Origin of the sequence: Mesorhizobium sp. Cs1299R1N1 (assembly GCF_037179655.1) — a bacterium.
GTDB classification, from domain to species: Bacteria; Pseudomonadota; Alphaproteobacteria; order Rhizobiales; family Rhizobiaceae; genus Mesorhizobium; species Mesorhizobium salmacidum.
The window spans coordinates 237,862-262,728 of record NZ_JAPYKR010000003.1 but is presented as its reverse complement, the minus strand read 5'-3'; the positions used below and the strand labels follow the sequence as shown (position 1 = coordinate 262,728).

At 64.1% G+C, this 24,867-nt stretch carries 23 protein-coding genes and 1 tRNA gene; 15 read left to right on the top strand and 9 right to left on the bottom strand.

Going from position 1 to position 24,867, the window contains the following annotated elements:
* Window position 1 precedes the first annotated feature (1 nt).
* The 8 genes from O7A70_RS08105 (at window position 2) to O7A70_RS08070 (ending at window position 10,766) form a co-directional block, all read left to right on the top strand.
* Window positions 2-268 carry a sarcosine oxidase subunit delta gene (locus O7A70_RS08105; RefSeq protein ID WP_027146709.1) on the top strand — a complete coding sequence of 89 codons (267 nt, stop codon included), beginning with the start codon at window positions 2-4 and terminating at the stop codon, window positions 266-268.
* Window positions 265-3,219 carry a sarcosine oxidase subunit alpha family protein gene (locus O7A70_RS08100; RefSeq protein ID WP_337139905.1) on the top strand — a complete coding sequence of 985 codons (2,955 nt, stop codon included), beginning with the start codon at window positions 265-267 and terminating at the stop codon, window positions 3,217-3,219. The genes O7A70_RS08105 and O7A70_RS08100 overlap by 4 nt, the downstream gene beginning before the upstream one ends.
* Entirely contained in the window at window positions 3,212-3,724 is a 513-nt protein-coding gene (locus O7A70_RS08095) for a sarcosine oxidase subunit gamma family protein (protein ID WP_337139904.1), read from the top strand. Before O7A70_RS08100 ends, O7A70_RS08095 begins: the two co-directional genes overlap by 8 nt.
* A 374-nt stretch (window positions 3,725-4,098) precedes the next feature.
* A complete protein-coding gene (locus tag O7A70_RS08090; RefSeq protein WP_337139903.1) occupies window positions 4,099-5,283 on the top strand; it encodes an ROK family transcriptional regulator in 1,185 nt (394 codons plus the stop codon).
* Window positions 5,284-5,392: 109 nt separating this feature from the next.
* On the top strand, window positions 5,393-6,700 hold the full coding sequence (locus O7A70_RS08085; RefSeq protein ID WP_337139902.1) for an ABC transporter substrate-binding protein: 1,308 nt from the start codon (window positions 5,393-5,395) through the stop codon (window positions 6,698-6,700).
* 71 nt (window positions 6,701-6,771) lie between these two features.
* Entirely contained in the window at window positions 6,772-7,698 is a 927-nt protein-coding gene (locus O7A70_RS08080) for a carbohydrate ABC transporter permease (protein WP_337139901.1), read from the top strand.
* A complete protein-coding gene (locus O7A70_RS08075; protein WP_337139900.1) occupies window positions 7,698-8,600 on the top strand; it encodes a carbohydrate ABC transporter permease in 903 nt (300 codons plus the stop codon). The genes O7A70_RS08080 and O7A70_RS08075 overlap by 1 nt, the downstream gene beginning before the upstream one ends.
* A gap of 24 nt (window positions 8,601-8,624) precedes the next feature.
* Window positions 8,625-10,766 carry a beta-galactosidase gene (locus O7A70_RS08070; RefSeq protein WP_337139899.1) on the top strand — a complete coding sequence of 714 codons (2,142 nt, stop codon included), beginning with the start codon at window positions 8,625-8,627 and terminating at the stop codon, window positions 10,764-10,766.
* A 377-nt stretch (window positions 10,767-11,143) separates the two neighbouring features.
* Here O7A70_RS08070 and O7A70_RS08065 read toward each other — a convergent pair whose 3' ends face one another.
* From O7A70_RS08065 to O7A70_RS08050, 4 genes are all read right to left on the bottom strand, one after another.
* Window positions 11,144-12,277, bottom strand: a complete 1,134-nt coding sequence (locus O7A70_RS08065) for a substrate-binding protein (RefSeq protein ID WP_337139898.1) — start codon at window positions 12,275-12,277, stop codon at window positions 11,144-11,146.
* 87 nt (window positions 12,278-12,364) lie between these two features.
* The gene (locus tag O7A70_RS08060; RefSeq protein WP_337139897.1) at window positions 12,365-12,637 is read right to left on the bottom strand and encodes a hypothetical protein; all 273 of its coding nucleotides are present in this window, start codon (window positions 12,635-12,637) and stop codon (window positions 12,365-12,367) included.
* Between the two features lie 90 nt (window positions 12,638-12,727).
* Entirely contained in the window at window positions 12,728-14,305 is a 1,578-nt protein-coding gene (locus O7A70_RS08055; RefSeq protein WP_337139896.1) for an HD domain-containing phosphohydrolase, read from the bottom strand.
* 444 nt (window positions 14,306-14,749) lie between these two features.
* Window positions 14,750-14,825 (bottom strand) — tRNA-Ile (locus O7A70_RS08050).
* Between the two features lie 134 nt (window positions 14,826-14,959).
* On the opposite strand from O7A70_RS08050, the gene O7A70_RS08045 reads away from it, so the two are divergent.
* Complete coding sequence (locus tag O7A70_RS08045; RefSeq protein ID WP_337139895.1) at window positions 14,960-15,670, top strand: SIMPL domain-containing protein; 711 nt, start codon at window positions 14,960-14,962, stop codon at window positions 15,668-15,670.
* 321 nt (window positions 15,671-15,991) lie between these two features.
* On the opposite strand, the gene O7A70_RS08040 is transcribed toward O7A70_RS08045, so the two are convergent.
* Window positions 15,992-16,381: a hypothetical protein gene (locus O7A70_RS08040; protein ID WP_337139894.1), complete on the bottom strand. Its 390-nt coding sequence runs from the start codon at window positions 16,379-16,381 to the stop codon at window positions 15,992-15,994.
* A gap of 149 nt (window positions 16,382-16,530) precedes the next feature.
* Window positions 16,531-16,977, bottom strand: coding sequence for a YcgN family cysteine cluster protein (locus tag O7A70_RS08035; RefSeq protein ID WP_027146015.1), 447 nt, complete (start codon window positions 16,975-16,977; stop codon window positions 16,531-16,533).
* Between the two features lie 196 nt (window positions 16,978-17,173).
* Between O7A70_RS08035 and O7A70_RS08030 the strand changes: the two genes are divergently transcribed.
* The 3 genes from O7A70_RS08030 (at window position 17,174) to O7A70_RS08020 (ending at window position 20,462) form a co-directional block, all read left to right on the top strand.
* On the top strand, window positions 17,174-19,483 hold the full coding sequence (locus tag O7A70_RS08030; protein WP_337139893.1) for an OmpA family protein: 2,310 nt from the start codon (window positions 17,174-17,176) through the stop codon (window positions 19,481-19,483).
* Between the two features lie 452 nt (window positions 19,484-19,935).
* Window positions 19,936-20,169 (top strand): type II toxin-antitoxin system ParD family antitoxin, encoded by a 234-nt coding sequence (locus O7A70_RS08025; RefSeq protein ID WP_027145795.1) that lies wholly within the window; start codon window positions 19,936-19,938, stop codon window positions 20,167-20,169.
* A complete protein-coding gene (locus O7A70_RS08020) occupies window positions 20,169-20,462 on the top strand; it encodes a type II toxin-antitoxin system RelE/ParE family toxin (RefSeq protein ID WP_337139892.1) in 294 nt (97 codons plus the stop codon). The genes O7A70_RS08025 and O7A70_RS08020 overlap by 1 nt, the downstream gene beginning before the upstream one ends.
* On the opposite strand, the gene O7A70_RS08015 is transcribed toward O7A70_RS08020, so the two are convergent.
* Complete coding sequence (locus tag O7A70_RS08015) at window positions 20,459-21,325, bottom strand: SDR family oxidoreductase (protein WP_337139891.1); 867 nt, start codon at window positions 21,323-21,325, stop codon at window positions 20,459-20,461. The two genes, O7A70_RS08020 and O7A70_RS08015, sit on opposite strands and share 4 nt — an antisense overlap.
* 177 nt (window positions 21,326-21,502) lie before the next feature.
* On the opposite strand from O7A70_RS08015, the gene O7A70_RS08010 reads away from it, so the two are divergent.
* Together O7A70_RS08010 and O7A70_RS08005 are read left to right on the top strand one after the other, a co-directional pair.
* Complete coding sequence (locus O7A70_RS08010) at window positions 21,503-21,769, top strand: type II toxin-antitoxin system VapB family antitoxin (RefSeq protein ID WP_140505177.1); 267 nt, start codon at window positions 21,503-21,505, stop codon at window positions 21,767-21,769.
* Entirely contained in the window at window positions 21,766-22,155 is a 390-nt protein-coding gene (locus O7A70_RS08005) for a type II toxin-antitoxin system VapC family toxin (protein ID WP_337128653.1), read from the top strand. Before O7A70_RS08010 ends, O7A70_RS08005 begins: the two co-directional genes overlap by 4 nt.
* Window positions 22,156-22,163: 8 nt before the next feature.
* Here the strand turns inward: O7A70_RS08005 and O7A70_RS08000 are convergent, their stop codons facing one another.
* Together O7A70_RS08000 and O7A70_RS07995 are read right to left on the bottom strand one after the other, a co-directional pair.
* Window positions 22,164-22,802: a helix-turn-helix transcriptional regulator gene (locus tag O7A70_RS08000; protein WP_337140210.1), complete on the bottom strand. Its 639-nt coding sequence runs from the start codon at window positions 22,800-22,802 to the stop codon at window positions 22,164-22,166.
* An 8-nt stretch (window positions 22,803-22,810) separates the two neighbouring features.
* Window positions 22,811-23,683 (bottom strand): S1C family serine protease, encoded by an 873-nt coding sequence (locus tag O7A70_RS07995; protein ID WP_337139890.1) that lies wholly within the window; start codon window positions 23,681-23,683, stop codon window positions 22,811-22,813.
* 226 nt (window positions 23,684-23,909) lie between these two features.
* On the opposite strand from O7A70_RS07995, the gene O7A70_RS07990 reads away from it, so the two are divergent.
* On the top strand, window positions 23,910-24,860 hold the full coding sequence (locus O7A70_RS07990) for a S1C family serine protease (RefSeq protein WP_337139889.1): 951 nt from the start codon (window positions 23,910-23,912) through the stop codon (window positions 24,858-24,860).
* The last annotated feature ends 7 nt before the right edge of the window (window positions 24,861-24,867 follow it).

Below are 24,867 nucleotides of genomic sequence, written 5' to 3'. Positions count from 1 at the left end.
AATGCTGCGCTTCGAATGCCCGTGCTGTGGTCCGCGTGATCATGACGAATTCCGCTATGGCGGCGATGCTTCCGTCAGGCGTCCGGCCCATGACGATCCCGATCCGGAGGCCTGGTATGCCTATGTCTATATCCGGAAAAACCCGGCTGGCCTTCATCGCGAATTCTGGCAGCACGTGACCGGCTGCCGCCAGTGGCTGGTGGTCGAGCGCGACACGCGCAACCACGTCATTTCCTCGGTCGCCTTCGCCAGGACGTCGCAAGCATGAATGCTCGGAACAAGCGGCTGCCAGAGGGCGGCCGCGTCGATCGCTCCCATTCCATCGAATTCAGCTTCGACGGCAAAGGACTAGCCGGATATCGCGGCGACACGCTTGCATCCGCATTGCTCGCCAACGGCGTCACCCTGGTCGGGCGCAGCTTCAAATATCATCGTCCGCGCGGCATTCTTTCCGCCGGGCCGGAGGAGCCGAACGCGCTGGTCACGCTCGGAACTGGCGGCAGGCGCGAGCCGAACCTGCCGGCAACGATGCTGGAACTTGGCGACGGCATGGCCGCGGAAAGCCAGAACCGCTGGCCGTCGCTCGCCTTCGACGTGCAGAGCGCCAACGGTCTGTTCGCGCCGTTCCTTTCGGCCGGCTTCTACTACAAAAGCTTCATGGGTCCGACGCGGCGTTCCTGGAAGGTCTACGAGCATTTCATCCGCAGGGCGGCGGGTCTGGGCCGGGCCGGTACCGAGCCGGATCCCGATCGCTATGAGGTTCGTCATGCCTTTGCCGATGTTGCAATCATCGGCGCCGGTCCGGCAGGACTATCGGCGGCGCGCGCCGCCGCCGCGGCCGGCGCGCGGGTCGTGCTGATCGAGCAGGATTTCCTTCTCGGCGGCCAGCTTCTGGCCGAAGGGTCCGACGGCGCGGCCGCCTCGTGGCTTAGCCAGGTCGAAGCCGAACTGGAGAGCTTCGAAACCGTCACGTTGATGAAGCGGACCAGCGCTTTCGGCATCTACGACGGCAATGTCATAGGACTGGTCGAACAACGCAACCAAGACCGTCCGCCGTACTCGGGGCAAGCTCGGCAGACAGTCACCATGCTTCGCGCCCGCTCGGTCGTTTTCGCCACCGGCGCCATCGAGCGTCCGATGGTGTTCCCGAACAACGACCTGCCCGGCGTCATGCTTGCCTCCGCCGCCCGAATATATCTCAACCGTTTCGCTGTTCTGCCGGGCAGGAAAGTTATCGTCGCCACCACCAATGACGGCGCTTGGCGCACGGCCTTCGACCTTGCCGAGGCCGGCGCGGAGGTGACGGTATCAGACCTGCGCACCACTATCCCTGCGGCGCTTGTCGTGGAGGCCACACGCCTCGGGGTCGCGGTGCGGCCCGCAACACGCATTCTCGACCTGCGCGGAGGCCATTGCGTGAAGCGTGCAACGCTCAAGGGACCGGACGGACGATTCGAGGCCGCCTGCGATCTGGTCTGCGTGTCCGGCGGCTGGTCGCCGACCGTGCACCTCGCTTCGCATCTGGGCGTAAAGCCTCGATATCGCGAAGACATAGGCGGCTTTGTGCCAGGTGCGTTTCCGGCCAACCAGTTCGGCGCCGGCGCGATGATGGGCATCCATGCGACCGCCGATGCTAACGAAGACGGCCATCGTGCTGGCATCGAAGCGGCATCCTTCTGTGGCAAGTCGGCGCCAGTACCAACTCCTTCGAAGCTCGATCTGGGCGAAACCGTCACGACCCCGTTTCGCGAAGTCCCGTGCGCCCAAGGGGGAAAAGCGTTCGTCGATTTCCAGATGGACGTGACGACAAAGGACATCGAACTCGCCCACCGCGAAGGCTATGAGTCGATCGAGCATCTGAAGCGATACACGACGCTCGGTATGGGGACCGACCAAGGCAAGACCAGCAATTTTCCGGGGCTGTCCGCGATGGCCGCCTTGCGCGGCGCAACAATCCCCGAGACTGGCACCACGATCTTCCGCCCGCCCTTCACGCCGGTCGCCATCGGCGCGCTCGCCGGCCGCGCCACCGGCCACCATTTCAAGCCGTTCCGCCGCACGCCGATGCATGACTGGCATTTGGCGAACGGCGCGGAGATGCTCGAAGTCGGTCTGTGGATGCGGCCCTGGTTCTATAGGCGGTCCGGGGCCGACGTGAACGAAGCCTATGTCGCCGAAATGCGGAATGTGCGCCGGGCTGCCGGCTTGATGGACATCTCCACCCTGGGCAAGATCGACGTCCAGGGTCCTGACGCCGCAACGTTCCTCGACCGTATCTACGCCAACGGCTTCGCCAAGCTGCAGGTCGGCCGCGCCCGGTACGGCATCATGCTGCGCGATGATGGCATTGTCTTCGACGACGGCACCACGACGCGGCTGGCGGAAAGCCGGTTCTTCATGACCACGTCGACCGCCAAGGCCGCCGACGTGCTGTCGCGGTTGGAATTCCTGCTGGATACCGCATGGCCGGAACTGCGCGTCGCGGTTTCCTCGGTGAGCGACGAATGGGCGGCAATGTCGATCGCTGGACCGGAGGCTCGTGCGATCCTTGCGGCGGCGTTTCCGTCGCTCGACGTTTCTAACGAAGCGCTGCCGCATATGGGCTCGCACGAGGGCGAATGGCGAGGCCGCGCGCTGCGAATCCTGCGTCTCAGCTATTCCGGCGAGCGCGCCTATGAAATCTATGTCGGCGCAACCGCCGGCGAACAGCTCTGGAGCTGCTTGTTGGAAGCTGGCGGGCCGCTGGAGTTGAAGCCCTACGGCATCGAGGCGCTCGGTGCGCTGCGTGTCGAGAAAGGCCATGTCGCGGGACCTGAAATCGATGGGCGCACGACGCTCGACGATATCGGCCTTGGCCGTATGGTCGGCAAGCGCAGCGGCTTTGTCGGCGATGTGCTGCGGCGGCGCCCTGCCCTGCTCGCGTATGACCGGCAACGCCTGGTCGGACTGGAATGCATGGAGGACGGAAAGCGGCTGCGCGGTGGCTCCGTCCTGTTCCGGCCGGGCGAGAAAGCAACCGGTCATGGATGGGGGCGCGTCACCTCCGTCACCTTCAGCCCCGAACGTGACCGCTATATCGGGCTGGCGCTGCTTGCCGGCGACCTCGCGACCGAGGGAAGCGAGGTCGTGGCCGTCTATCCCATGAAGGCCGAAACCGTGCGAGCCCGCGTCGTCTCGCCGATATTCCTCGATCCGCAAGGAGAACGGCTGCATGGCTAGGTCGGATTTCACCCTTTCCGTGGCCGATTGCCCGCTCATCCAGGTCGAAGGCTGGGACGGAACGCTAAGCCAATTCGAATCGAGCCTCTCGGCGTCGCTTGGTGCAAACCTTCCCGCCTCGGTCGGAGAGACGGTTCGCCACCAGAGCCTTCTCGTCATCCGCATTGCACCCCGCCGTCTGTGGCTGGCGCTCGATGACGGGACGCAGGCGCCGACTCTCGCCATCGATCCGGATCTCGGCTGTTCGGTTTGTCTTGGCGAAGGTCGCGTGCGGTTCGGCCTGGCCGGGGTCGACATCTCGAGCGTTCTCTCAACCTGCATGGCCGTCGACTGGCATGCGCCGGCCGCCGCTCCGGGCCGGGCCGTGCAGACATCCTTCCACCATGTACCAGTGCTCTTGCTGCGCACCGGCGAGACCGCATGCGACCTCATTGTGCCGCGAACCTTCTCTCGCAGTCTCCATGATTGGATTATGGACCACCAGGCCAGTCCTGCGGAGAGCTGAGACGAAGCCATTTACCCTTGCTGACCAGAGCGGCGGCCAGACCAGGATCAGCAACCGCTGATCACATACCTCGTCCTGCTCTTTTCGGCCTCCGACCTCGAAGACCGCTCTCGCCCGCTCCCGTAGGCCGGAGGCTCCGATCAATCAGTAAACGCTCACGGAACGCGAGGTGCGCCTCGCCCAAAGGCGGGCATTGAGACTCAAGCCCAAGAAGTGCGTCCGTCTCGCCATCTCGCGGCGATCATCGACCGGCTACCGCAGTTGCCTTCGCCGCTCAGCGTTAAGCGTCATCAGAAAAAGGCGGACTCTATCTCTGTTCTGGTCTATGCCGACGCTCGTTGCCGGTCCGCCGGCCTTTTGCAACTGGTCCATGAATGAAGCGCCAGCCCACGACGTCGAGCCTGTTACGCCGACTCAATCGTTCGGCCGTGGTGGATTTGATCCGCACCGAAGGAGTGGCATCACCTTCGAGCCTCGCCGAGCGACTGAACATCAGCCTGCCCACGGTGATGCGGGTGATCGAGGATCTGATTGCCGAGGATTTGGTGGCGTATGACGGGTTTGACGAGCCTAATGTCCGGGGCCGTCCCCGGGCACGCATCAAGTTCCGCGGCGCGGCGCATGCGATCATCGGCATCGAGGCCGGCAAGGGCGAGTTCTATGGCGCCGTGGCCAATCTCGAGGGCGTCGTGCAGACCGAAATGCACGAAACTGCCGACGATGATGGCGAGCGCAATTTCGAGAAGCTGGTCGGCCTGATCCGCCGGCTGATGGCGGCCCCCCACCCGCGCGACCAGACCATTCGCGGCATCGGCATTGGCCTGCCCTCGATCGTCAGGCAGCCGGAGGGCGAAGTGGTGCTGACGCTCGGGCTCGGCTGGCGCGACATGCCGTTGCGAGCGCGGCTCAGCGAGCATTTTCAGATGCCCATCGTCGTCGAAAACGGGCGCAACCTCGCCGCCGTGGGCGAATGGGGATTTGGGGCCGGGCGTGGCGCCGACAGCGTCGTGAGCCTCTCGATCGGGCCCGGCGCCGGCGCGGGCGTCGTCATCGACGGCAAGCTCTATGGCGGGCACTCGCATGCGGCGGGCGAGCTCGGCTGGTATCTCGATGACCCCCTCCTCACCGGGCGGCCGTTCGAACATCTGGGCGACAAGCAATCGCTGCGCTTTTTCGGCATCCCCGAACAAGCGACCAAGATGCTCGAAGAGGCCAACACCCAGTATGCGGCGGGAAAGCTCACCCTGGCCGCCGTCACCGACCGGCAGGTGGACAAAATCGCGCCGGTTGTCACCGAACTGCTCGACTATGCGACGATGGCGGTGGGCAGTGTTGCTGCCTTCATGAACCCGGAAATCATCGTACTCGCGGGCCGGATCGTCGGCGGCGGTGATCTGGTGCTCGATGTGCTGCGGCACCGCCTCAAGGGCAATGTGTACGACCCGCCGCGCCTCGTGATAGGCGCGCTTGGGCACCGCGACATCGTGCTTGGAGCGGTGCGCCTGGTGCTCGATGCGACGACCCTCAACCCTGCCGACAGCCTCGTGATGGCCGACTGACGATCAATCGATCGCAATTGACAGCGACCGTATGTCGGCATTAAGTTTCTAACTGAAAGAAAACCGCACCCTGCGTCGTGGGGAGCGTATCTTTCGTGGGAGGACTTCAATGACGAAGATTTTCAATCCGCTTGGGCGGACGATGCAGCGTCGTGACTTCTTGAAAGTTGCGGGTGCGAGCGTTGCGGTAGCGGCTCTGCCTGCGGCAGTTCGCGGTGCCGAGCCCATCAAGGTGCTTGTGTGGTCGTGGGTGCCGAATCTCCAGCTTCAGGTCGACATGTTCAACGCCGCGCATCCGGGTATCCGGATCGAACTCGTGAATGCCGGCCAGGGCGAGCCGGAGTATCAGGCGGTCCGTGCGGGCCTGCAGGCGGGCAGCGGCCTGCCCGACGTTGTCCAAATCGAATACCAGCACCTCGAGAGCTTCCGCCAGGTCGACGCCTTCGCCGACATCGGCCAGTACGCCAATGCCCATAAGGGCGAGTTCCCCGAAGCCACGTGGAAACAGGTCGCCAAGGGCGATGTGGTCAACGCCATGCCGCAGGATACCGGTCCAATGGCGATGCTCTATCGCAAGGACATCTTCGACAAGCAGGGGATCACGCCGCCCACCACCTGGGTCGAGTTTGCCGATGCGGCCAAGAAGATCCATGCGGCCGATCCGAATGTGTTCATCACCGACGCGCTGTTCAGCTCAGGCGACTGGGTCACTGCTCTGCTGTGGCCGATGGGCTGGAAGCCGGTCAGCCGCGACGGCGACAAGCTCGTGATTAGAATCAACGACAAGATTTCCAAGGACTTCGCCGCCTACTGGCAGGACCTTATTACCGCGGGTGTCATCGAAACCAAGCCGGGGTTCAACAATGAGTGGTACACCGGCCTCGACACGGGCCGCTATGCCACCTGGCTCACTGCGGGCTGGGGTCCAGTGTTCCTGACCTCGTTCGCCAAGACCAGCGCGGGCCAGTGGCGTGCCGCCGATCTGCCGCAGTGGGACGCGAGCAAGTTCGCGACCGGCAGTTGGGGTGGCTCATCGCTGGCCGTGATGAAAGCGACCCAGCATCTGCCCGAGGCCGCCGAAGTCGCGATTTGGCTGACAACGAATCCCGAAGCCACAATGCTCTACACCACCAAGCAATTCTTCTTCCCCTGTACCTCCGCGCTGCTGTCGAGCCCGGAATGGGCGGGCAACAAGATGGATTTCTACGGCGGCCAGGCGGTGAACGAAGTGTTCGCCAAATCAGCGAACGCTGTGACGCCATTTGAGTGGAGCCCGTTCCAGGGCTTCTTGTACCAGTCGATGACCGATGAATTCGGCGCCTCGATCGGCGGCAAGGGCACGCTGTCGGATGCGTTCGACCGCATCCAGGACGCCGTGGTCACCTACGCGAAAGAACAAGGCTTCACCGTAGCCTGACTTCTCCCGGGCAACGGCCGGGCGCGCTTGACCGGCGCGCCCGATCTCTTCATCTTGCCGGACGGGGGACCATGGCATTGTCAAATTCGCCAGCCGCAGCGACGCGCCCAGCGCGATCGCGCGGTTTTACGTCACGAAAGCTCGCGCCCTATCTGTTCCTGGCGCCCTTCGTGCTGCTGTTTGTCGCCTTTATCGTCGCGCCGCTGGTTTATGCGTTCTATATGAGCCTCTACCGCGACACGCTGGTGGGCGGACGGCAATTCGCGGGTGCAGCCAGCTACATCAAGGTCATGGGAGACGCCAAATTCTGGGGCGGCGTGTGGAACCTCGTTTTGTTCGGCATCGTGCAGGTGCCGTTCATGCTGGGCCTGGCGCTGTTGTTCGCCATCGTGCTCGATCGTGGCCAGGTCTATGCCAAGGGTCTCTTCCGGCTCGGCTTCTTCCTCCCCTACGCCGTGCCGAGCGTGATCGCGACGATCATCTGGGGTTATCTCTACGGCCCCACCTTCGGCCCGTTCACGCAGATGGCCAAGGCGTTCAACCTGCCGCCGCCGGACTTCCTGTCGCCGGGCGTGATGATCTTCTCATTGGCCAATATCGTGACGTGGGAATATGTCGGCTACAATATGGTGATCTACTACGCCGCGCTGAAGGCGATCCCTTCGGACCTCGCCGAGGCCGCGCGGGTCGATGGCGCCTCGCCCTGGCAATTTGCGCGGATGATCCAACTGCCGCTGCTGTGGCCGGCGATCCTGCTCACCATCATCTTTTCGATCAACGGCACACTGCAGCTGTTCAATGAGCCGTATTTGATGCGCGCTCTCGCCAGAAACACCATCAATTCGAGCTACACGCCGAACCTCTATGCCTATTCGCTGTCGACTTCGAACCAGCAGTATGGCTATGCGGCCGCCGTCTCGTTCGTGCTTGGCATCGTGATCGCCGGGGCCTCCTACATCTTCACCCTGATCGCCAACCGCCGTCGGCCGGAGCAATGATGACTGCGACCACCGACATCGCCACTTTCGAAGCTGCCAGGCGCCGACCCGGCGAGCAGCGGCGCTGGCGGACCATGCTCACGCTGCTGCTGTCACTGTTCCTCCTCTACAGCTTCATGCCGCTGGTCTATCTGGTCCTATCGGCAACGAAGACGAATGGCGACCTGTTCACCACGTTCGGCTTCGGCTTCGGCACCGAGTTCAACTTCTGGCAGAATCTGAGCGATCTTCTGGCGCGCGACAACGGCGTCTTCATGCGCTGGATGTTCAACAGCCTGCTCTATTCGACCGTCGCCGGGCTCGGCGCCGCGATCTTGGCTACCGCGGCAGGGTATGCGTTAGCCAAATTCAAATTCGTCGGCCGAAATCTGCTGTTTGCACTGGTCTTGGGCGCTGTGATGATCCCGCAGACAGCCCTCGTCGTGCCGACCTTCCTGCTGCTGGCGCTTTCGGGACTCAGCGACAATCCGCTGGGCGTGATCCTGCCCTCGATGATCTCGCCGATCGGCGTCTATCTGATGCGCGTCTATATCGAGCAGGGCGTCGACGACGAACTGCTCGACGCAGCGCGTATGGATGGCGCCGGCGAGTTCGTGATCTTCCGCGCCATCGTGCTGCGGCTGGTGGCGCCGGGCATGGTGACCGTGGCGCTGCTCTCGTTCGTCGGGACCTGGAACAATTACTTCCTGCCGTTGATCGTGCTGCGCACGCCGGAGTATCAGCCGATCACGGTGGGCCTTGCGACCTGGTATCAGCTCGCGCAGCAGGGCGGTGGCGGCGGACAGGTGCTCTTCTCGATCATCATCACCGGCGCGCTGGTCAGCATCATCCCGGTCATCGTGGTGTTCCTGCTGCTGCAGCGGTTCTGGCAGGGCGGCCTCACCGCCGGCGCCATCAAATAGACTATCGCCTGGAGTTTTCCGACTATGACGACTGCCTCGAAATCCGCGCCGCTCTCTGTCTGGCGGCCGATCGCAACCGACACTTTCCTCGTCGGTACCCCGCATTACCCGGAGCATGTCGATGAGAGCTATTGGCAGCGCGACGCCGACCGCATGGCAGCCGCGGGCTTCAACGCGGTGCGACTTGCGGAATTCGCCTGGCATATTATCGAGCCGCATGAGGGGACGTTCGACTTCGATTTGTTCGACCGCGCCATAGATGTGCTGGGCAAGGCTGGCATCAAGACCATCATGTGCACGCCGACGGCGACGCCGCCGCGATGGCTGACGGCGCGTTATCCCGAAGTGTTGCGCGTCGATGCCAATGGCCGCGCCATGAGCCATGGCTCGCGCCAGCACGCCAATCTTGCGAGCGGAGTGTTCCGCGAGCATTCGAAGCGCATCACTAAAGCGATGGCCGAGCATTATCGCGGCAATTCGCACATCATCGGCTGGCAGACGGACAATGAGTTCAATACCTCTGGATCACTGTCCTACGGTCAGGTGACTCTGGCCGAGTTCCAGGCCTTCCTCAAGGACAAGTACAAGACCATCGCCGCGCTCAACGATGCGTGGGGCGGGCATTTCTGGGCCACCGCCTACGGCGATTTCGATCAAGTGGTGCTGCCGCTCGACTACGCCCCTGCCCCGGTCGGGCCGACCCATGTGGTCGACTATCACCGCTTCCTCGCCTTCGTCACGGCGCGGTTCCAGCACGATCAGGTGCTGATCCTGCGCGCCACCAATCCAGACTGGTTCGTCTTCCACAATCTGGGACGGATCGACGACATCGACTTCCGCGGCGAGTTCTCGACCGATCTCGATTTTCTCGGCTTCGACATCTACCCGCATCTCTATGACGAGATGCAGCGGGTCGGCGGCGTCGGCGAGGTACAGGCGCTGCATCTCGACATCTGCCGCGGCTTCACCGGCAACTTCATCGTGCCCGAGCAGCAATCGGGCTTCGGTGCGCAGCCGAACTTCTCGACGCTGACGCCCGAACCCGGCGAGATGCGCCGCATGGCCTATACGTCAGTGGCGCGCGGCGCCGATGGCGTGATGTTCTTCCGCTGGCGGCCGGCGCATTTCGGCGCCGAGATCTATTGGATGGGCATCATCGATCACGACGACATCCCGCGGCGGCGCTATGACGAGGCCAAGCAGTTTGCGGGTGAGGTCACGGCGCTCAAGGACAAGATCCTCGGCACGCATGTGCGCATGGATTTGGGCATCGCCGGATCAGATTTCGACAATCAGGAGATGCACCGCTCCTACCCAATCGGCATGCCGAGCCCGCAGGACGATGCGACGCTGCTGCACCGCTATTGCTACCGCCACAACATCGCCTGCGGCTTCATCCATCCCGAGGATGATCTTAGCAAGCTCAAGGCGCTCTACGTGCCGCATTGGGTGAAATGGACCGACGCGTGGACGGCGCGGATCGAGGCCTTCGCCAAGGCGGGTGGAACGGTAATCCTGGGCGGCCGCACCGGATCACGCGACGTTAACAACCACGTCATCCGCGACACCTCGCCGGGCAAGAGGCTCTCGGCGCTGGCCGGGATCACGGTCGAGGAGTTCGGGTTGCTGACGCCGATCGGCGGCGACGGCCTGTTCGAGCATGGCGGCCGCTTCGGCGCCAACACGGTGCGCAAGAAGCTGCCGGCGACGTCGGCGAGCCGCCAATACGAGCTCAAGATCGGCAATGCGCAGGTGACGGCGGCGCATCTCTATGAGCTGCTGAAGGTGGCTCCGGGCACCGAGGTCATCGGCAGCTGGGCCAGCCGCTTCGCCGAGGGCGAGGCCGCGATGACTTCGCGCAAAGTCGGCAACGGCAATGTCATCTACCTCGGCACGTATCTCAGCGATGCTCTGGTCGAGGTGCTGGCCGATCAAGTGCTGGCGCCCGCCGGTATCGTGCCGCTCATCGCCGACATGCCGGCCGGCGTCGAAGCGACCATCCGCGAGAGCAAGGACCGCCGCCTGCTGTTCATCCTCAACACGCTGGGCGAGCTGGCAAGCATCGGCAATGTCCCCGCGGGCAAGGATTTGCTCGGCGATGGCAAAGTACGCGGCGGTAAGTTGTCGCTCCCGGCCTATGGCTGCAGCATCATCGAACTCGACTAGGCGATACTGAGATCGCAAAGGCTGTATTGTCGTGACCCATTATTGCCACGTCGGCTGGCACGTGCGGACCCAGCTCCCTGGCAACACTCAAACCTCGAAAGCGACGAATCCCTCCAACAAAAGACCGCTTCGGGCGTGTTGTTTGTCGAAATATCCCGGACATCATGTCGCCCAAGCCGAACGGCTGCTTGAGGAAACGGCGAATTTGATCTCAACAGCCGACATCAGGCGCAAAGTGGCCATTCCTGAGCCGTCGCAATCAGGCCTGGTATGGGTCAAGACCCGCCCTTTCGCACGCCGCTGCCGCCGGCGCTGGGATATCAGTGGCGGGCCGTATCTAGCCGCCCCGCCACTTGCACGCACGGGAATGCCGCTAATCAGTCCGCAGTGGTGGGTTGGGGTTCGCCGGTGAGCACACGCTCGTTCGGATCGATCGGACCCAGCTTCCGGACGACCCGGAAGCGACCGCGCTCCGCCTGCGCGATGTACATGTTCATGCGGACATGGTGCTGGCCGGGGACCATTTCGGCCGGCCCGCCTGGCCCCTGATTGATCCGTGCATGATCGAGCGCCCGGATGACGGCGCCCTGCTCAAGCGTACCGGCTTCGTTCACTGCTGCTTCCCACATCTTGATCGCCCTGAAGTGGCCGGTGCAGCCGCTGCCTGCGGTTAACATGGCGCTGCCGGGGAAACGCTCGGTGTAGCGACCCAAAAGCGCGCGGCCATATGGATCGTCGAGTTCCTGATAGTAGTCGAGGCAGCTGTAGAGGCCCTCGATCTGCTCGGACGGCACGAGGTTGAGGAAGTTCTCATCAAAATAGGTACAGACGATCCTGCCACCGCGTTTACCGAATCCGGCCTTATCCAGCTCATCGAGGAACGGCGTCAGCCCCGGCGGAACGATCGTGTTGAACACGACGTCGGCGCCGCTGGCCATGATCTGCTGCACCGTGCGCCCGAAGTCGACGGTATCCAGCGGGAAATACTCCTCGCCGACGATCTCGCCGCCATTGGCGCGCACCACCCGGCTTGCCGCCTTGTTCAGAATGTGGGGCCATATGTAGTCGGCCGACGGCAGATAGAAGCTTTTCGCCCCTGTGGTCTTCATCAGCCACGGTATCAGCGGCTCGACCTGCTGCGCGGGCACCGGACCCGTGCAGAATATCAGGCCGTCGTTCTCCTGCCCCTCATACTGCTCGGTGTAGATGTAGAGCGTCTTGCCGCGTGTGACGGCCTCGCTCTTGATGGCCAGGCGGGTCGAGCTGTAGATGCCGCCGACGACAAGGTCGACCTTGTCGACATCCACGAGTTTCGCGGCGCTTGCCTTGGCGGCGCTGTCGGTGGTCTCGCCGTCTTCGATGATCAGCTTCACCGGCCGGCCGAGGAGGCCGCCGCCGGCGTTGATATCGTCCACAAGCATGGTCGTGAGATTGGCGTTGGCAATGCCCATGAAGGACAAGGGGCCAGTGAGTTCGGCGATAAGGCCGATCTTGATGGGATTCTGGTTCATCTGATCTCTCCGATATTGTGGGGTTTCATCTCCGGGTCTTCGCCGGGCGCGCCGCCGCGATGGATGGCGGGCGGCGCGCAGCGCCGTTCAAGCCTCGTAGTGGCCGAGCAGCAGTGCCGCCTGCGGCTTACCGACATGGCCTGCTTCCTGCAGGATCGCCGGCACTTCGGGGTCCGAGACGAAATTCTTCCAGCCCTCTGCATCCCAGTCGAATATCGCCCAGATGCGGTCGGCCTCGCTTGGGTCCCGGAATACGGTTGCGCCATTCGAGCCGTGCAGCCGACGCTTGTCGGCGCCTTTGGTCGAAAAGATGCGGATGAACCGGTCGACGTCCGCGACCTTCGTCGTTGCGAGAAGCATCTGATTTCCTCCTGTCGGTCGCGGCCACCATTGGTCCGTCGACAGGATCACGATGCGCGCCTCGCGGCGGGCGCACATGGGGTGTTTTCCCTATGGCTGCGTTTCGCCCGGTCGGATAAGACCGTGCTCGACCGCGTAGAGCGCCGCGGCGGCACGGGTGGTTACGCCGATCTTGGAATAGACGCTCTGGATATGGTTGTCCGCGGTTTTTGGTGCGATATCGAGCTTGCGCGCCGTCGCCTTCGCCGTCAGGCCGGCGGCAATAAGGCGCAGCACCTCGATCTCCCGCGACGTCATGCCAGCGAGCGGACGCGGCGGCGCCCGGCGCGACGGCTGCCCGGCGAAGAACAGTACCGCCTCGGCGGCCTCGGGGCAGATGCAGCCCTCTCGAACGGCGACGCGGAGTTGCACCGCCGCCGCCTCGCTGGACAGCGCCCTGCGGTGCGGACGCTCCTCCCGCGACGTCTGGAACGCCTCGGCCGCGGCCAGGATCCTCGCCGCCGGCGACAGGTCGGAGCCACCGACCTTGCGGTGATAGCCCGAGCCGTCCAGGCGTTCGTGATGACGCAGCACCATCCCGGCCATGGCGTCGCCGTCGCGGCCGAACGAAGCCAGCGCCCGCTCGCCGTAATAAGCGTGCAACTGTGCCGCGTCGCGCTCGCGGACGGACAGCGGACCGTTGCGCATCCAGGTGGCCACTGGCACCACCAGTTCGCCGATGTCATGGATGCAGCCCGACCAGCGCAGGGCGCGGACATCGGGCTCGGGCAGCCCGAGCCGTCGTGCTCCACCCTCGGCCAGTTCCGCCACCATCCGGGAATGGCCCTGAGTGAACGGCATGCGCATGTCGATCATGTCGGCGATGGCGAGGAAAGCCTCGTCGCAAGCCGCCTCGTCCAGCGTCACCGGCGGATCGGGCTCCAGTGCCAAAATGGTCTCGCGATCGACCGTCGCGCCGATGCCCTCCATCAGCGCGGGCGCGTTGGTGGAGACGAGCCGGGCCAACTCCGCTTCGTAGGGACCATCGCCGCGACTGGCGACGGTTTCGGCCATCGCATCGATGCCGACGGCGTCGCTGAGCGCAATGACATCCTGTGCCAGTGTAATCAGGCGCACGGCGGGCAAGACATATTCGCCGCTCAGCCCACGCGGCAGGCCCTTGCCGTCCCAGCGTTCGTATATCTGTCCAAGGTTGCGCCGGATCTCGTCGGACAGGCCGAGCCGCTCGCCGATCCGCTGCGCGACCTCGCAATGGGCAGTGAGCACCGGGCGGGCCACGGCGAGCGCCTGCGACATCGCGGCCTCGATCGCCTTGGCCTGCGCGTCGGGGTCAAGATCGTAATAGAGCCGCTTGAAGGCCTGGGCGAAGACCCTGCCCAGTTCGGCGCGGTTGCCCATGTCCAGACCGACAAGGTCCTGGCGCAGCGCGATTTCGTCGCCGAAAGTGGCCGAGAGAAGATCGGTGTCCGCATTGCAGCCGACATAGCGCAGCATAGACTGGTGATACGCATTGCGCCGGACGTTCTCCGAAAGGCCGGCAAGCTCGGCGATACGCATCGCAAGCACGCAGGATTTCAGCGCGAAATCGCGCGAATGGCCGGTGGCGAGATCCGAAGCGTAGGCGAGGACCATCATGAAGTCCGCCCGGCGGATCGAAACCTTTGTCATTGCCGACCTCCCCTGGGCACGTTAGCCCCCAGCGCCGCTAATACCTAGGAAAAAGCGCGACAAGGCCGAGGTTGCCCGGGCGATATCATGTCAGCCCATCGGCCGCTCTTATTGGCTGGTCAACAGCCCGCCTGATCGGGCGATTCAAGGCCTGCGGCCATTTCTCGCCAGTTGGTGCTCAAATTGCTCCCGATCAACAAGACGCCGTCCGCGCTGGTTGCCTCATGGCGACGGTCTTCCAATTTGCATCAGCTCGACCCAGCTGATTGCAGCCCAACATGCTCCGGGCCAGGCGGAATGTAGCCTGCCCCTCGGCATCAGTGGTGGTCGGCCGAGGCCCGATTGCGGACCAGATGATTCTTCTCGGCGGTGGGGGTTCGAGTCCACGTTGTGGGCCTCTTAGAAAAAATATAATAAAATCAAATAGTTATAATAGGTGAATTTTGGTGGGCCCGGAGGGACTCGAACCCCCAACCAAGCGGTTATGAGCCGCCGGCTCTAACCATTGAGCTACAGGCCCCACGCGGGCTGGATTAATGTTTTTCGCATCGCGGCACAAGGCTTTACCGGCGGGCTTTCGCAGATCGCCCAAATCAACCCATAATCGCGCTCTACGCGACCCCTGCGACCTGATCGCAGACCAAGGAGATTTTCATGACCAGACATCTTTTGCCCCTCGCGCTCGCCGCTGCAATCGCTTTTCCGGCGATGGCTGGAGCCACCGATCTGCCGACGCCGCCCCGCATCATCGTGTCCGGCGAAGGCGAAGCAACCGTGGCGCCCGATCTGGCGGTCCTGACGCTCAGCGTCATGCGCGAAGCCAAGACGGCGCGCGCCGCACTCGACGCCAACAATGACGCCATGGCCGCCGTGATCGCCGCGATGAAGGCCGCCGGCATCAAGGATCGCGACCTGCAGACAGCGGGCATCCAGATCAACCCCCGCTACAACTACACCAACAAGCCGGACGGCAGCCAGGACGCCGAACTCGTCGCCTACCAGGTGACCAACACGCTCTCGGTGCGGGTGCGAGACGTCGACAAGACAGGCGAGATCCTCGACAAGGCGGTGTCGCTCGGCGTCAACCAGGGCGGCGGCATTGCCTTCACCAACGACAATCCGGCGGCCACCCTCACCGAGGCGCGCAAGAAGGCGGTCGCCGACGCCGAGGCCAAGGCCAAGACGCTGGCCCAGGCGGCGGGTGTCAGTCTCGGCCGGGTGCTTGAGATCACGGACCAGAACATCAGGCCGGCGCCGATGCCGATCAACGCCAAGGCGTTCGACGCGGCGGCCGGCGCGGCGCCGGTGCAGGCCGGCGAGAATTCCTACAATGTCCAGGTCACCGTTACCTTCGAACTGAAGTAACCGGCTGAGTCGATGGCCGGTCCTGCCGGCCATCGGTCACCCCCTTGGCACGCATGAAAAACCCCGCGGGATCGCTCCCGCGGGGTTTTTTCGAGCCGCACCCGTCCGATAGACAGGGGCCCTGCTACCCCAGGCTGATCTTCGCAGAAGATCATGCCCCCAGACCGACCATCGCAGATGGCGTGTCCAGACCGACCATCACAGATGGCGTGTCCAGACCGACCATCTAGAGGGTCTCGCTGCTAATCCTCGCAGAGGATTATGCCGCTGCTAATCCTCGCAGAGGATTATGCCGCTGCTAATCTGCGGAAGATCATGTCTTCAGCGATAGATGACCGGGCAGCCCCGTTCGTTGGCGAACACAACGACGATGCGGTCGCCGTACTGACGGCCCATCACCTTGACCACGCGGCGGTTGACATCGACGATGCGGGCACGGTGCAGCCCCATGCGCTCGGCCTTGTCGAGGGCACGGTCCGGCGAACAGCCGCGGCGCCAATCGTCGCGGCGCCAATCGTCGCGGCGCTCGTCGTCGCGGCGCTCGTCCCGGCGGTGGCGATAGCCGTCATCATCGCCGGTATAGACGCCGAAGCGCGGGTCGTTGTTGTTGCCGAAACCGAGATAGAGGCTGTCGGCGTGGGCGGGGATGGCCGCCAGCGTGCCGAGGCCGACCAGAGCCGAAAGCGCTGCCGTCTTGATGGTGGTATACATGGTTCTCTCTCCTTGTCGCGGGCTCGCGCCCGTCCTCGTGAAACCGATGGCGGGAGAATGCACTGGCCTGTCTGAACTATTTACGAACTCGCTGTTCATCCGCGGTTCATGTGATGCCGGCGGGCAAAGCGCCGGCCCCTCCGCGCGCGTCAGGGTTCGTCGTCGAGCATGTAGTCAAAATAGTCTTCCGGTTCGGCAAGGTCGGTCTCGCTCGCCTTGACCCGGCCGCGCATCGAGATGCCGGCCTCATGCACGGTTTCGGCACTGCCCGAGACCAACCGGTGCCACCAGTAAAGGTCGTGGCCCTCGGCCACCAACCGGTAGGCGCAGGTGCTGGGCAGCCAGCTGATGGTGCGCACATTCTGCGGCGTCAGGCCGACGCAATCGGGAACACGCGCCAGCCGGTTGGCATAGTCGGCACAGCGGCAGCTTTCGGCGTCGAACAGCCGGCAGCCGACGCTGGTCCAGTAGATTTCGCCGGTGTCCTCGTCCTCGAGCTTCGACAGGCAGCACTTGCCGCAGCCGTCGCAGAGCGATTCCCACTCCGTGGGGCTCATCGCTTCCAGCGTCTTGGTTTTCCAGAACGGCGTTTCCATTTCCGGCATTTGGCCCCAGCCGCTGCCAAGGTCAAGCGCGACAACAGCCGGAATAGGGCGGAACCCGGCCGAATGACACGAAGTTGCCTTCAAAAGGCCGGCCAATAGCCCTGTACGGCCCCTAACCATGGGCAACTGGAACCAATTTCGTCAAAAGCGGTTTCGGCAAGGATGGGACCCCACAAGGAGAATTTCGATGAAACGCCAACCACGGATTCTGGCAGGCACAGCCCTTGGCCTGTTGATGGCATCCGCGCCGTTAGGCGCGTCCCCGCTTCAGGGGACAGCCGCGTTCGGCCCCATGCAAGGCGGGGGGACACCGCTGATCATCCTGGCGCAGGACACGCCTACTGACCAGGGGCAGAGCGACGAGGAACAACTCCGCAAGAAGAAGCGCGAGCAGAAACAGCAGACGGAATCCGCCCCGGCCGCCCAGCAGCCCGCCCCCGCGGCCGAGGAACAGCAGCCACGCAGGAAGAAGCGCGACCAGCAGCAGCAGACCGAGCAGGCTCCCGCCGGCCAGGCTGCACCCGCCACCGACGAGCAGCAGCCGCGCAGGAAGAAGCGCGACCAGCAGCAGCAGGCCGAGCAGGGTCCTGCCGCCGAGGCGGCCCCCGCCACAGACGAGCAGCAGCCGCGCAGGAAGAAGCGCGACCAGCAGCAGCAGGCCGAGCAGGCTCCCGCCGGCGAGGCAGCCCCCGCCACAGACGAGCAGCAGCCGCGCAGGAAGAAGCGCGACCAGCAGCAGCAGACCGAGCAGGCTCCCGCCGGCCAGGCTGCACCCGCCACTGACGAGCAGCAGCCGCGCAGGAAGAAGCGCGACCAGCAGCAGCAGCAGCAGACCGAGCAGGCTCCCGCCGGCCAGGCAGCGCCCGCCACAGACGAGCAGCAGCCGCGCAGGAAGAAGCGCGACCAGCAGCAGCAGACCGAGCAGGCTCCCGCCGGCGAGGCGGCCCCTGCCAACGACAACCAGCCGACCAAGCCCGGCAGGAAACCCAAGCAGGATCAGCAGAAAGAGGCACCGGCCGCCGTGCCGGAGACCGCCCCGACACCGAAGCAGGCTCCTGCCGGCGAAGCGACGCCGAAGGTTGAACCGGCCCCCGCCGGCGAGCAGCCTCCCGCCCAAGGCGAACAGTCCCAGGACAAGACGAAGAAGCACGGCAGGAAACCGGCTGGCGAACAGCCTGCGACCGGCGAGCAGCCCGCCACCGGCGAACAGCCGGCGACCGGAGAGCAGCCTGCTACCGGTAGGCCCGCTACCCCTGGACAAGCCGCGCCTGTCCAGGGCGAAAACCCGGTTCAGGGCGAAGCACCCGCCGACAAGAACGCCGCACCCATCCTCGACAGCCAGAAGGATGCCAGGCGCAAGGGTCGCGGCGAGAATGGCCAGGGCGGTCGGACGCCCGCCAACCAGCCCGCCAACCAGAATGGCGAAGAGCAGAATGGTGGGCAGAATGCCCAGCAGGGCGGTGACCAGGGCCGCAAGCCGGTAGTGGCGCCGGTGGATCAGGGTCCGCCCCCAACCGACGACAGGGCCGCCCAGGAGGCGATCAAGCCCGAAAAGATCGTGCCGGTGACGCAGGAGCAGGGCAAGCGCCTCGAGCGCGCGCCCGACGAGGACATCCGTGAGCGCCGCCGGCCCAAGGGCGTCGACGTGCTCAAGGAGATCGGTGACCGGGTCATCGTCCAGTTCAACAACCAGACGTTCGTCCAGAGCAATGACCGCCCGCGCCTGACCCGCGGCGCCAAGGATGTCTACTACGAGGACCTGCCGCAGGGCCGCACGCGCGAGACCGTCGAGCGCGACAATGGCTTCCGGATCGTCACCATCCGCAACCGCTACGGCGACATCCTGCAGCGGTCGCGCATCGCGCCCGACGGTCGCGAATATGTGCTGAGCTATGTCGACGAGCGCAGCTACCAGGACGAAGATGACTGGCGCGATCCCGGCGATGACCTGCCGCCCATGCGGCTGACCATCCCGCGCCGGGATTACATTCTCGATTCCGAGGATGTCGAAAGCGACGACGACTACTATACCTTCCTCGAACAGCCGCCGGTGGAGAAGGTGCAGCGCCTCTATTCGATCAACGAGGTCAAGCGTTCGGCCCGCGTGCGTGACATTGCCAGGCGCATCGACCTCGACACGCTGAACTTCGAATTCGGCTCCTCTTCGATCTCCGACACCGAGGTGCAGAAGCTCCAGGGTGTCGCCGACGCCATGGAGAAGCTGTTGAAGAAGAATCCGGCGGAGACCTTCCTGATCGAGGGCCATACCGACGCCGTCGGTACGCCGGAGGCGAACCTTGCCTTGTCGGATCGCCGTGCCGAAGCGGTTGCGGAAGCGCTGACCAATGCCTTCGGCATCCCGCCCGAGAACCTGACGACACAGGGTTATGGCGAGGAGTATCTGAAGGTCGACACCTCGGCGCCCAACCGCGAGAACCGGCGTGTCGCCATCCGCCGCATCACCTCTCTGGTGGCGCCGGTGGCGAGTAACAATTGACCTGCCTTTCCAGCGCCTTGCAGTAGTTTCTGGAATCAGGTTGGCAACAAGGTCCCATCCCGGTCAACCGGGATGGGCTGGAACCAGGGGCAGCAGGACCGGGTCAACAAGAATTGTACAGCCATTAGGGCCAACTCATTGAATCCCAGGACTTCCCACCCCAGATTCTTCTCTGGGCGTTCCCTGCCCCGTCCCGACTCCAGCGGGACGCAATGAGCCCCGCCGGCCCTCTCCGGCGGGGTTTTTTGCTTCAGATCCATGTTGCTCGTGGTTCTGTTCGACTGACCAATTGATGTGACTAACCATCCATCCATCTCGCCTTCGTCGTCTCAGCGCTGGTGCCGTATCGACCGGCTGATGGGCCTGAGCAAAGAAAGACGAGATTCCAAACGTTCCCAATGCTTGTCAGGTTTCCGGGAAATTGATACCATCTATTGGTATCGGAGAGTGATATGCCAAAGAATACGTCTATCGTGCTAGGCGATCAGTATGACGCGTTTATCCAGAGGCAGATCGTAAACGGTCGCTTCGGCTCCGCAAGTGAAGCCGTTCGCGCGGGGCTGCGCCTTTTGGAAGAACAGGAGTTGAAACTCGAGCAGCTTCGAGCCGCTATCGATGACGGAGACATGTCAGGCGATCCCGAGCCATTCGACATTGAGGCTTTTATCGAATCCAAGAAACGCTGATGAAGCGAACCATCCGATTTTCGCCAAAAGCGAAGGGAGATCTGGACGACATATGGGACCATTCGTTGAACGAATGGGGAGCAGAGCGAGCGGAAGCCTACGTCCGTACCGTTCACGCTGTGATTGATCTGGTTGACCAGTTTCCGACGATAGCGAGAAGCGCCTCGACGGTCCGTCCAGGCTTACTGAAATATGCCGCCGGGTCTCATGTTGTGTTTTTTCGGATCGGCCACGAATCCATCACCGTCGTGCGCATATTGCATCAACGCATGGACTACCCAAGACATCTTTAGAAAGCTGTCCTGATCTTGGTGTCCGAATTCGCAAACACCTCATCCGGCACAAAGAAATCTCCCGCCAACGGCCCGATCGCGCCTGGCGCAAAGACCGAGAAATCGCTGACACCCTCGGCGCGCAGCACCTCCTCGTCGATGTAGAAATTGCCCGTCGCCTCGCGCGACGGCCGCATGAAGATCGCATGCGCGGCATCGGCCATGATGTCTGGCGACCGGCTCATCGCCGCCACTGTCGCCCCACCCAGCAGATTGCGCACCGCCGCCGTGTCGATGGTCGAGATCGGCCACAGCGAATTGACGGCGATGCCGTCCTTGGCGAATTCCGCGCTCATGCCCAGCGTGCACATCGACATGCCGAACTTGGCCATGGTGTAGGCGACGTGGTTCTTGAACCATTTGGCCTTCATGTCGAGCGGCGGCGCCAGATTCAGGATGTGAGGGTTTTTAGCCAACTTCAGGTGCGGGATGCACATTTTGGAGACGAGGAAGGTGCCGCGCGTGTTGATCTGATGCATCAGGTCGTAGCGCTTCATGTCGGTTTCCAGCGTGCCGGCAAGCTGGATGGCGCTGGCATTGTTGACGCAGATATCGATGCCGCCGAATTTCTCGACGGTCCTGGCGACCGCCTCGGCGACCTGCCCTTCCTCGCGGATGTCGCACAGCATCGGCAGCGCCTTGCCGCCCGCCTGCTCGATCTCTTGCGCCGCGCTGTAGATCGTGCCCGGCAGCTTGGGATGCGGCTCTGCGGTCTTGGCCGCGATCGTCACATTGGCGCCGTCACGCGCGGCGCGCAGCGCGATCGCCAGCCCGATGCCGCGCGACCCGCCGGAGATGAACAGCGTCTTTCCCTTGAGCGACATTTTTCCTCCGCGTCCTCATACTTCTTTGTACGATCCTTGCCCGCGCAGCAGGGGGATACAAGAGCTTGTGATGGCAAGCCATGGTGACGCTGCGGAGGCTGGCTGGCCGAGTGCCTGAAACATGTTGGATTGACCCGGAGTTTGGTGTATATTCTATATAGATAGGTAGAATATAGAATGGCACTCTCGATCAAGAACATGGAAGTCGAGCAATTGGCGCGTGAACTCGCCCGCCGCCGCCGCGTGTCCGTGACCGAGGCGATCCGTCAGAGCCTTGAGCGCGAGGTTGCGCGCGAACGGTTGGTGCCTCGTGATGAAGCAAGCGACCTATTTCAACGGTTGATGGCAATTTCCGATAGCGCCGGAAAAATCCCCAAGCGCGAAAATGCGATGACTGACGACGAAATCCTCGGTTACGACGAATTCGGAATCCCGACGAAATGATCATCGATTCCTCGGTCTTGGTCGCCATTTTGCGTGTCGAGCCGGGCTTCGAACGTTTCGTGCTCGCGATCACGCAAGCCAAGAGACGGTTGCTGGCAGCGCCAACCTTTCTTGAAACCACCATGGTGCTCGCGGGCGGCCGGCAGGATGAAATCCTGGATCGCCTCGACCGCTTCCTGCGCACCGCCTCGATCGAGACAATCGACTTCACCGCCGACCATGCAGCTGTCGCCCGGCAAGCCTTTCTGCGTTATGGCAAGGGCCGGCACCCGGCGGCGCTGAACTTCGGCGACTGCATCGCCTACGCCACGGCCCGGCTCGAAGCCATGCCGCTGCTCTTCAAAGGTGATGATTTCCGCCTGACCGATATCGAAGCGGCGGTCTGATCGATATATCAGACCAGCACCAGCCCTTGTCGCATGGCAATGGCGATGGCGTCGGTACGATTGGCGGCGCCGAGCTTGATCAGGATCGCGGCGACGTGGAACTTCGCCGTATGCACGGAAATGTTGAGCCGCCTCGCGATCACCTTGTTGGGGGCGCCTTCGGCGAGCAGCGCCAGCACTTCCGCCTCGCGCGGCGACAGCGCTGGCCGGGCGGCGTGCTCGTCCAAAGCTTCATCCTCGAACGGCTCGCCATCGCCGGCGTGGAAATCCTCACGGCGTCCGGGCGCGCGGCCATTACCCGATATGCTGTAGCCAGCGGCGGCCAACCGCGCCGCCGCGGCGATCAGCAGGTCGTCCGCGCCGGCGGGCATGACGGCAGACACTTCGCCGGCAGGCCGCTCGCCGCCGGCGCGCACCGACAGCAGCACCCGTGGCACCGAGGCCGGCACGGCATCACCGCTCCTGTCGTCGACGATCGCGACATCGGCCCTGCCGCCGCCAACGACCACCGGCAACAGGTCGTCGCTGGCGGCAAGCGAGGCGGCCAGGCGCTCGGCGCGCCCGGCATCGCCAAGCGCGATCAGCACCACCAGCCGCCGCGAAGCCGCATTGTCGGTCCCGATCCGGTCGCTGGCGAGTGTTTCCATCATTCCTCTCAGCTCAGCGGCTTTTCGCCGATGGTCAGCACGACGTCGCGCTGTTCGCCGCCACGCACGACACCCAACGTTACCGAAGCACCAGCACTGTCAGGCCCGAGCCGGCGGATCAGGTCGCGCGGGCCATGCACGGCCTCGCCGTTCCACGCCACGATGATGTCGCCGAGCGAGAGGCCGGCGGCCTTGGCCGGGCCATTGTCGTCGAGGCTCATGACCATTGCGCCATGCGCGTCGCGATCACGCACCGGATGCAGGCCGGCGCCGAGATAGCCGCGTGCGACATGGCCCTTTTCACGCAGCGTCGCCACCGCGCGTTCGATCGTCTCGTGGGGCATGACCAGCGCACGGCCGCGCGGCCCGAACAACAGCATGCCGATCAGCGCGCCCTTGGCGTCGAGCACCGGGCCGCCCTCGAAGCGGCCGCCGGCGCCGACGGCCAGGTTGATGCGCCGGTCGATGGTGCCGCCGCGCATCGAGCGCCAGGCCGGCCCGACTTCACCGACCGAGCCGGACACAGCCAGTGCTGAACCCTGGCTGCTGCCGATGGCAATGGCGATGTTGCCCGGCCGAACGGCATCGGCCCTGGCAAGGACAGGCGCGGTGGCCGCATCGGCGGACTTCAGCAGGGCGACGCCCGTCGAAGGATCGCGGCCGACCAGTTCGGCCTTCACCGTCGCGCCGGAGACCAGCGTCAGCTCGATCTCCTCGCCGGCCTCGACGGCTTCCTCGGCGGTGACGAAATAGCCGTCGCGCCAATGGAAGGCGCTGGCCGTGCGGTGGTGATGGGTGGCGAAGCTCGCCGTCGCCGGCGCGGCTTCCGCTGCCAGATCGGCGATGGCGTCTGAAAACGCACTCAGATTGAAGTCGCTCATAAGGGTCTCCTGGGTTTCTTGCATGTCCCAGATATCGCTCGACGGCGCGCTTGCGGGTACTCGCCTGACGGCTAGTTGCGGGTTTGACTGGCCATCTGGTCAGGTCGCGGCGGTTTGGGCCGCTCCGCACATATAGTGCGTGTCGCGCAAAAGTGCTCACCGGTTTTGGGACAACGACACGCATGCAAGAAACGCATCGTTGTGCCTGAAAACACGGAGCCCGCTCATGGCCCTCGCCGCCCCCAAAATCCAATCCGATGACACCTTGCTCGACGCCTATTCCTCGACCGTCGCGGACGCTGTCGACCGCATCGGCCCGGCCGTCTGCCGCATCGAGCGCATCGGCGGCCCGGGCGGCCATGGCTCGGGCTTCGTCATCGCGCCGGATGGGCTGGTCGTCACCAATTTCCATGTCGTGGGTGACGCCAGAACAGTGCGCGTCTCGATGCCGGACGGCGCCTCCAGCGAGGGCCGCGTGCTCGGCCGCGACCCCGACACCGACATCGCCTTGGTGCGCGCCGATGGCAGCTTCGGCGATGTGGCGCCGCTCGGCGATTCCAAGCGGCTGCGGCGCGGCCAGATCGCGATTGCCATCGGCAATCCGCTGGGCTTCGAATGGACCGTTACCTCTGGCGTCGTCTCCGCACTCGGCCGCTCGATGCGCGCCTCGACCGGCAGGCTGATCGACGATGTCATCCAGACCGACGCTGCGCTCAACCCCGGCAATTCCGGCGGGCCGCTGGTGTCGTCGGCGGGCGAAGTGATCGGCGTCAACACCGCCATGATCCACGGCGCGCAAGGCATTGCCTTCGCCGTCGCCTCCAACACCGCCAGGTTCGTCATTTCCGAGATCATCCGCTTCGGCCGCGTGCGCCGCGCCTTCATCGGTGTCTCCGCCGACACCGTAAACCTGCCGCGCCGCGCGGCGTTGCTGTCGCAGGTTTCGACCAGCACGGCGGTACGCCTGCGCAGCGTCGAGAAGGACGGCCCGGCGGCCAAGGCAGGTCTCAAGGAAGGCGACGTCATCGCCGCCATCGACGGGCGCCCGGTGACGGGCGTCGACGATCTCGTGCGCATGCTCGACGCCGAGCGCATCGGCCGCGAGACGCTGTGCACCGTGGTACGCCGCACCGGCGTCAGCCAGGTGGCGGTGACGCCGGTGGCAAGGGCGAGCTGAGCCCGCC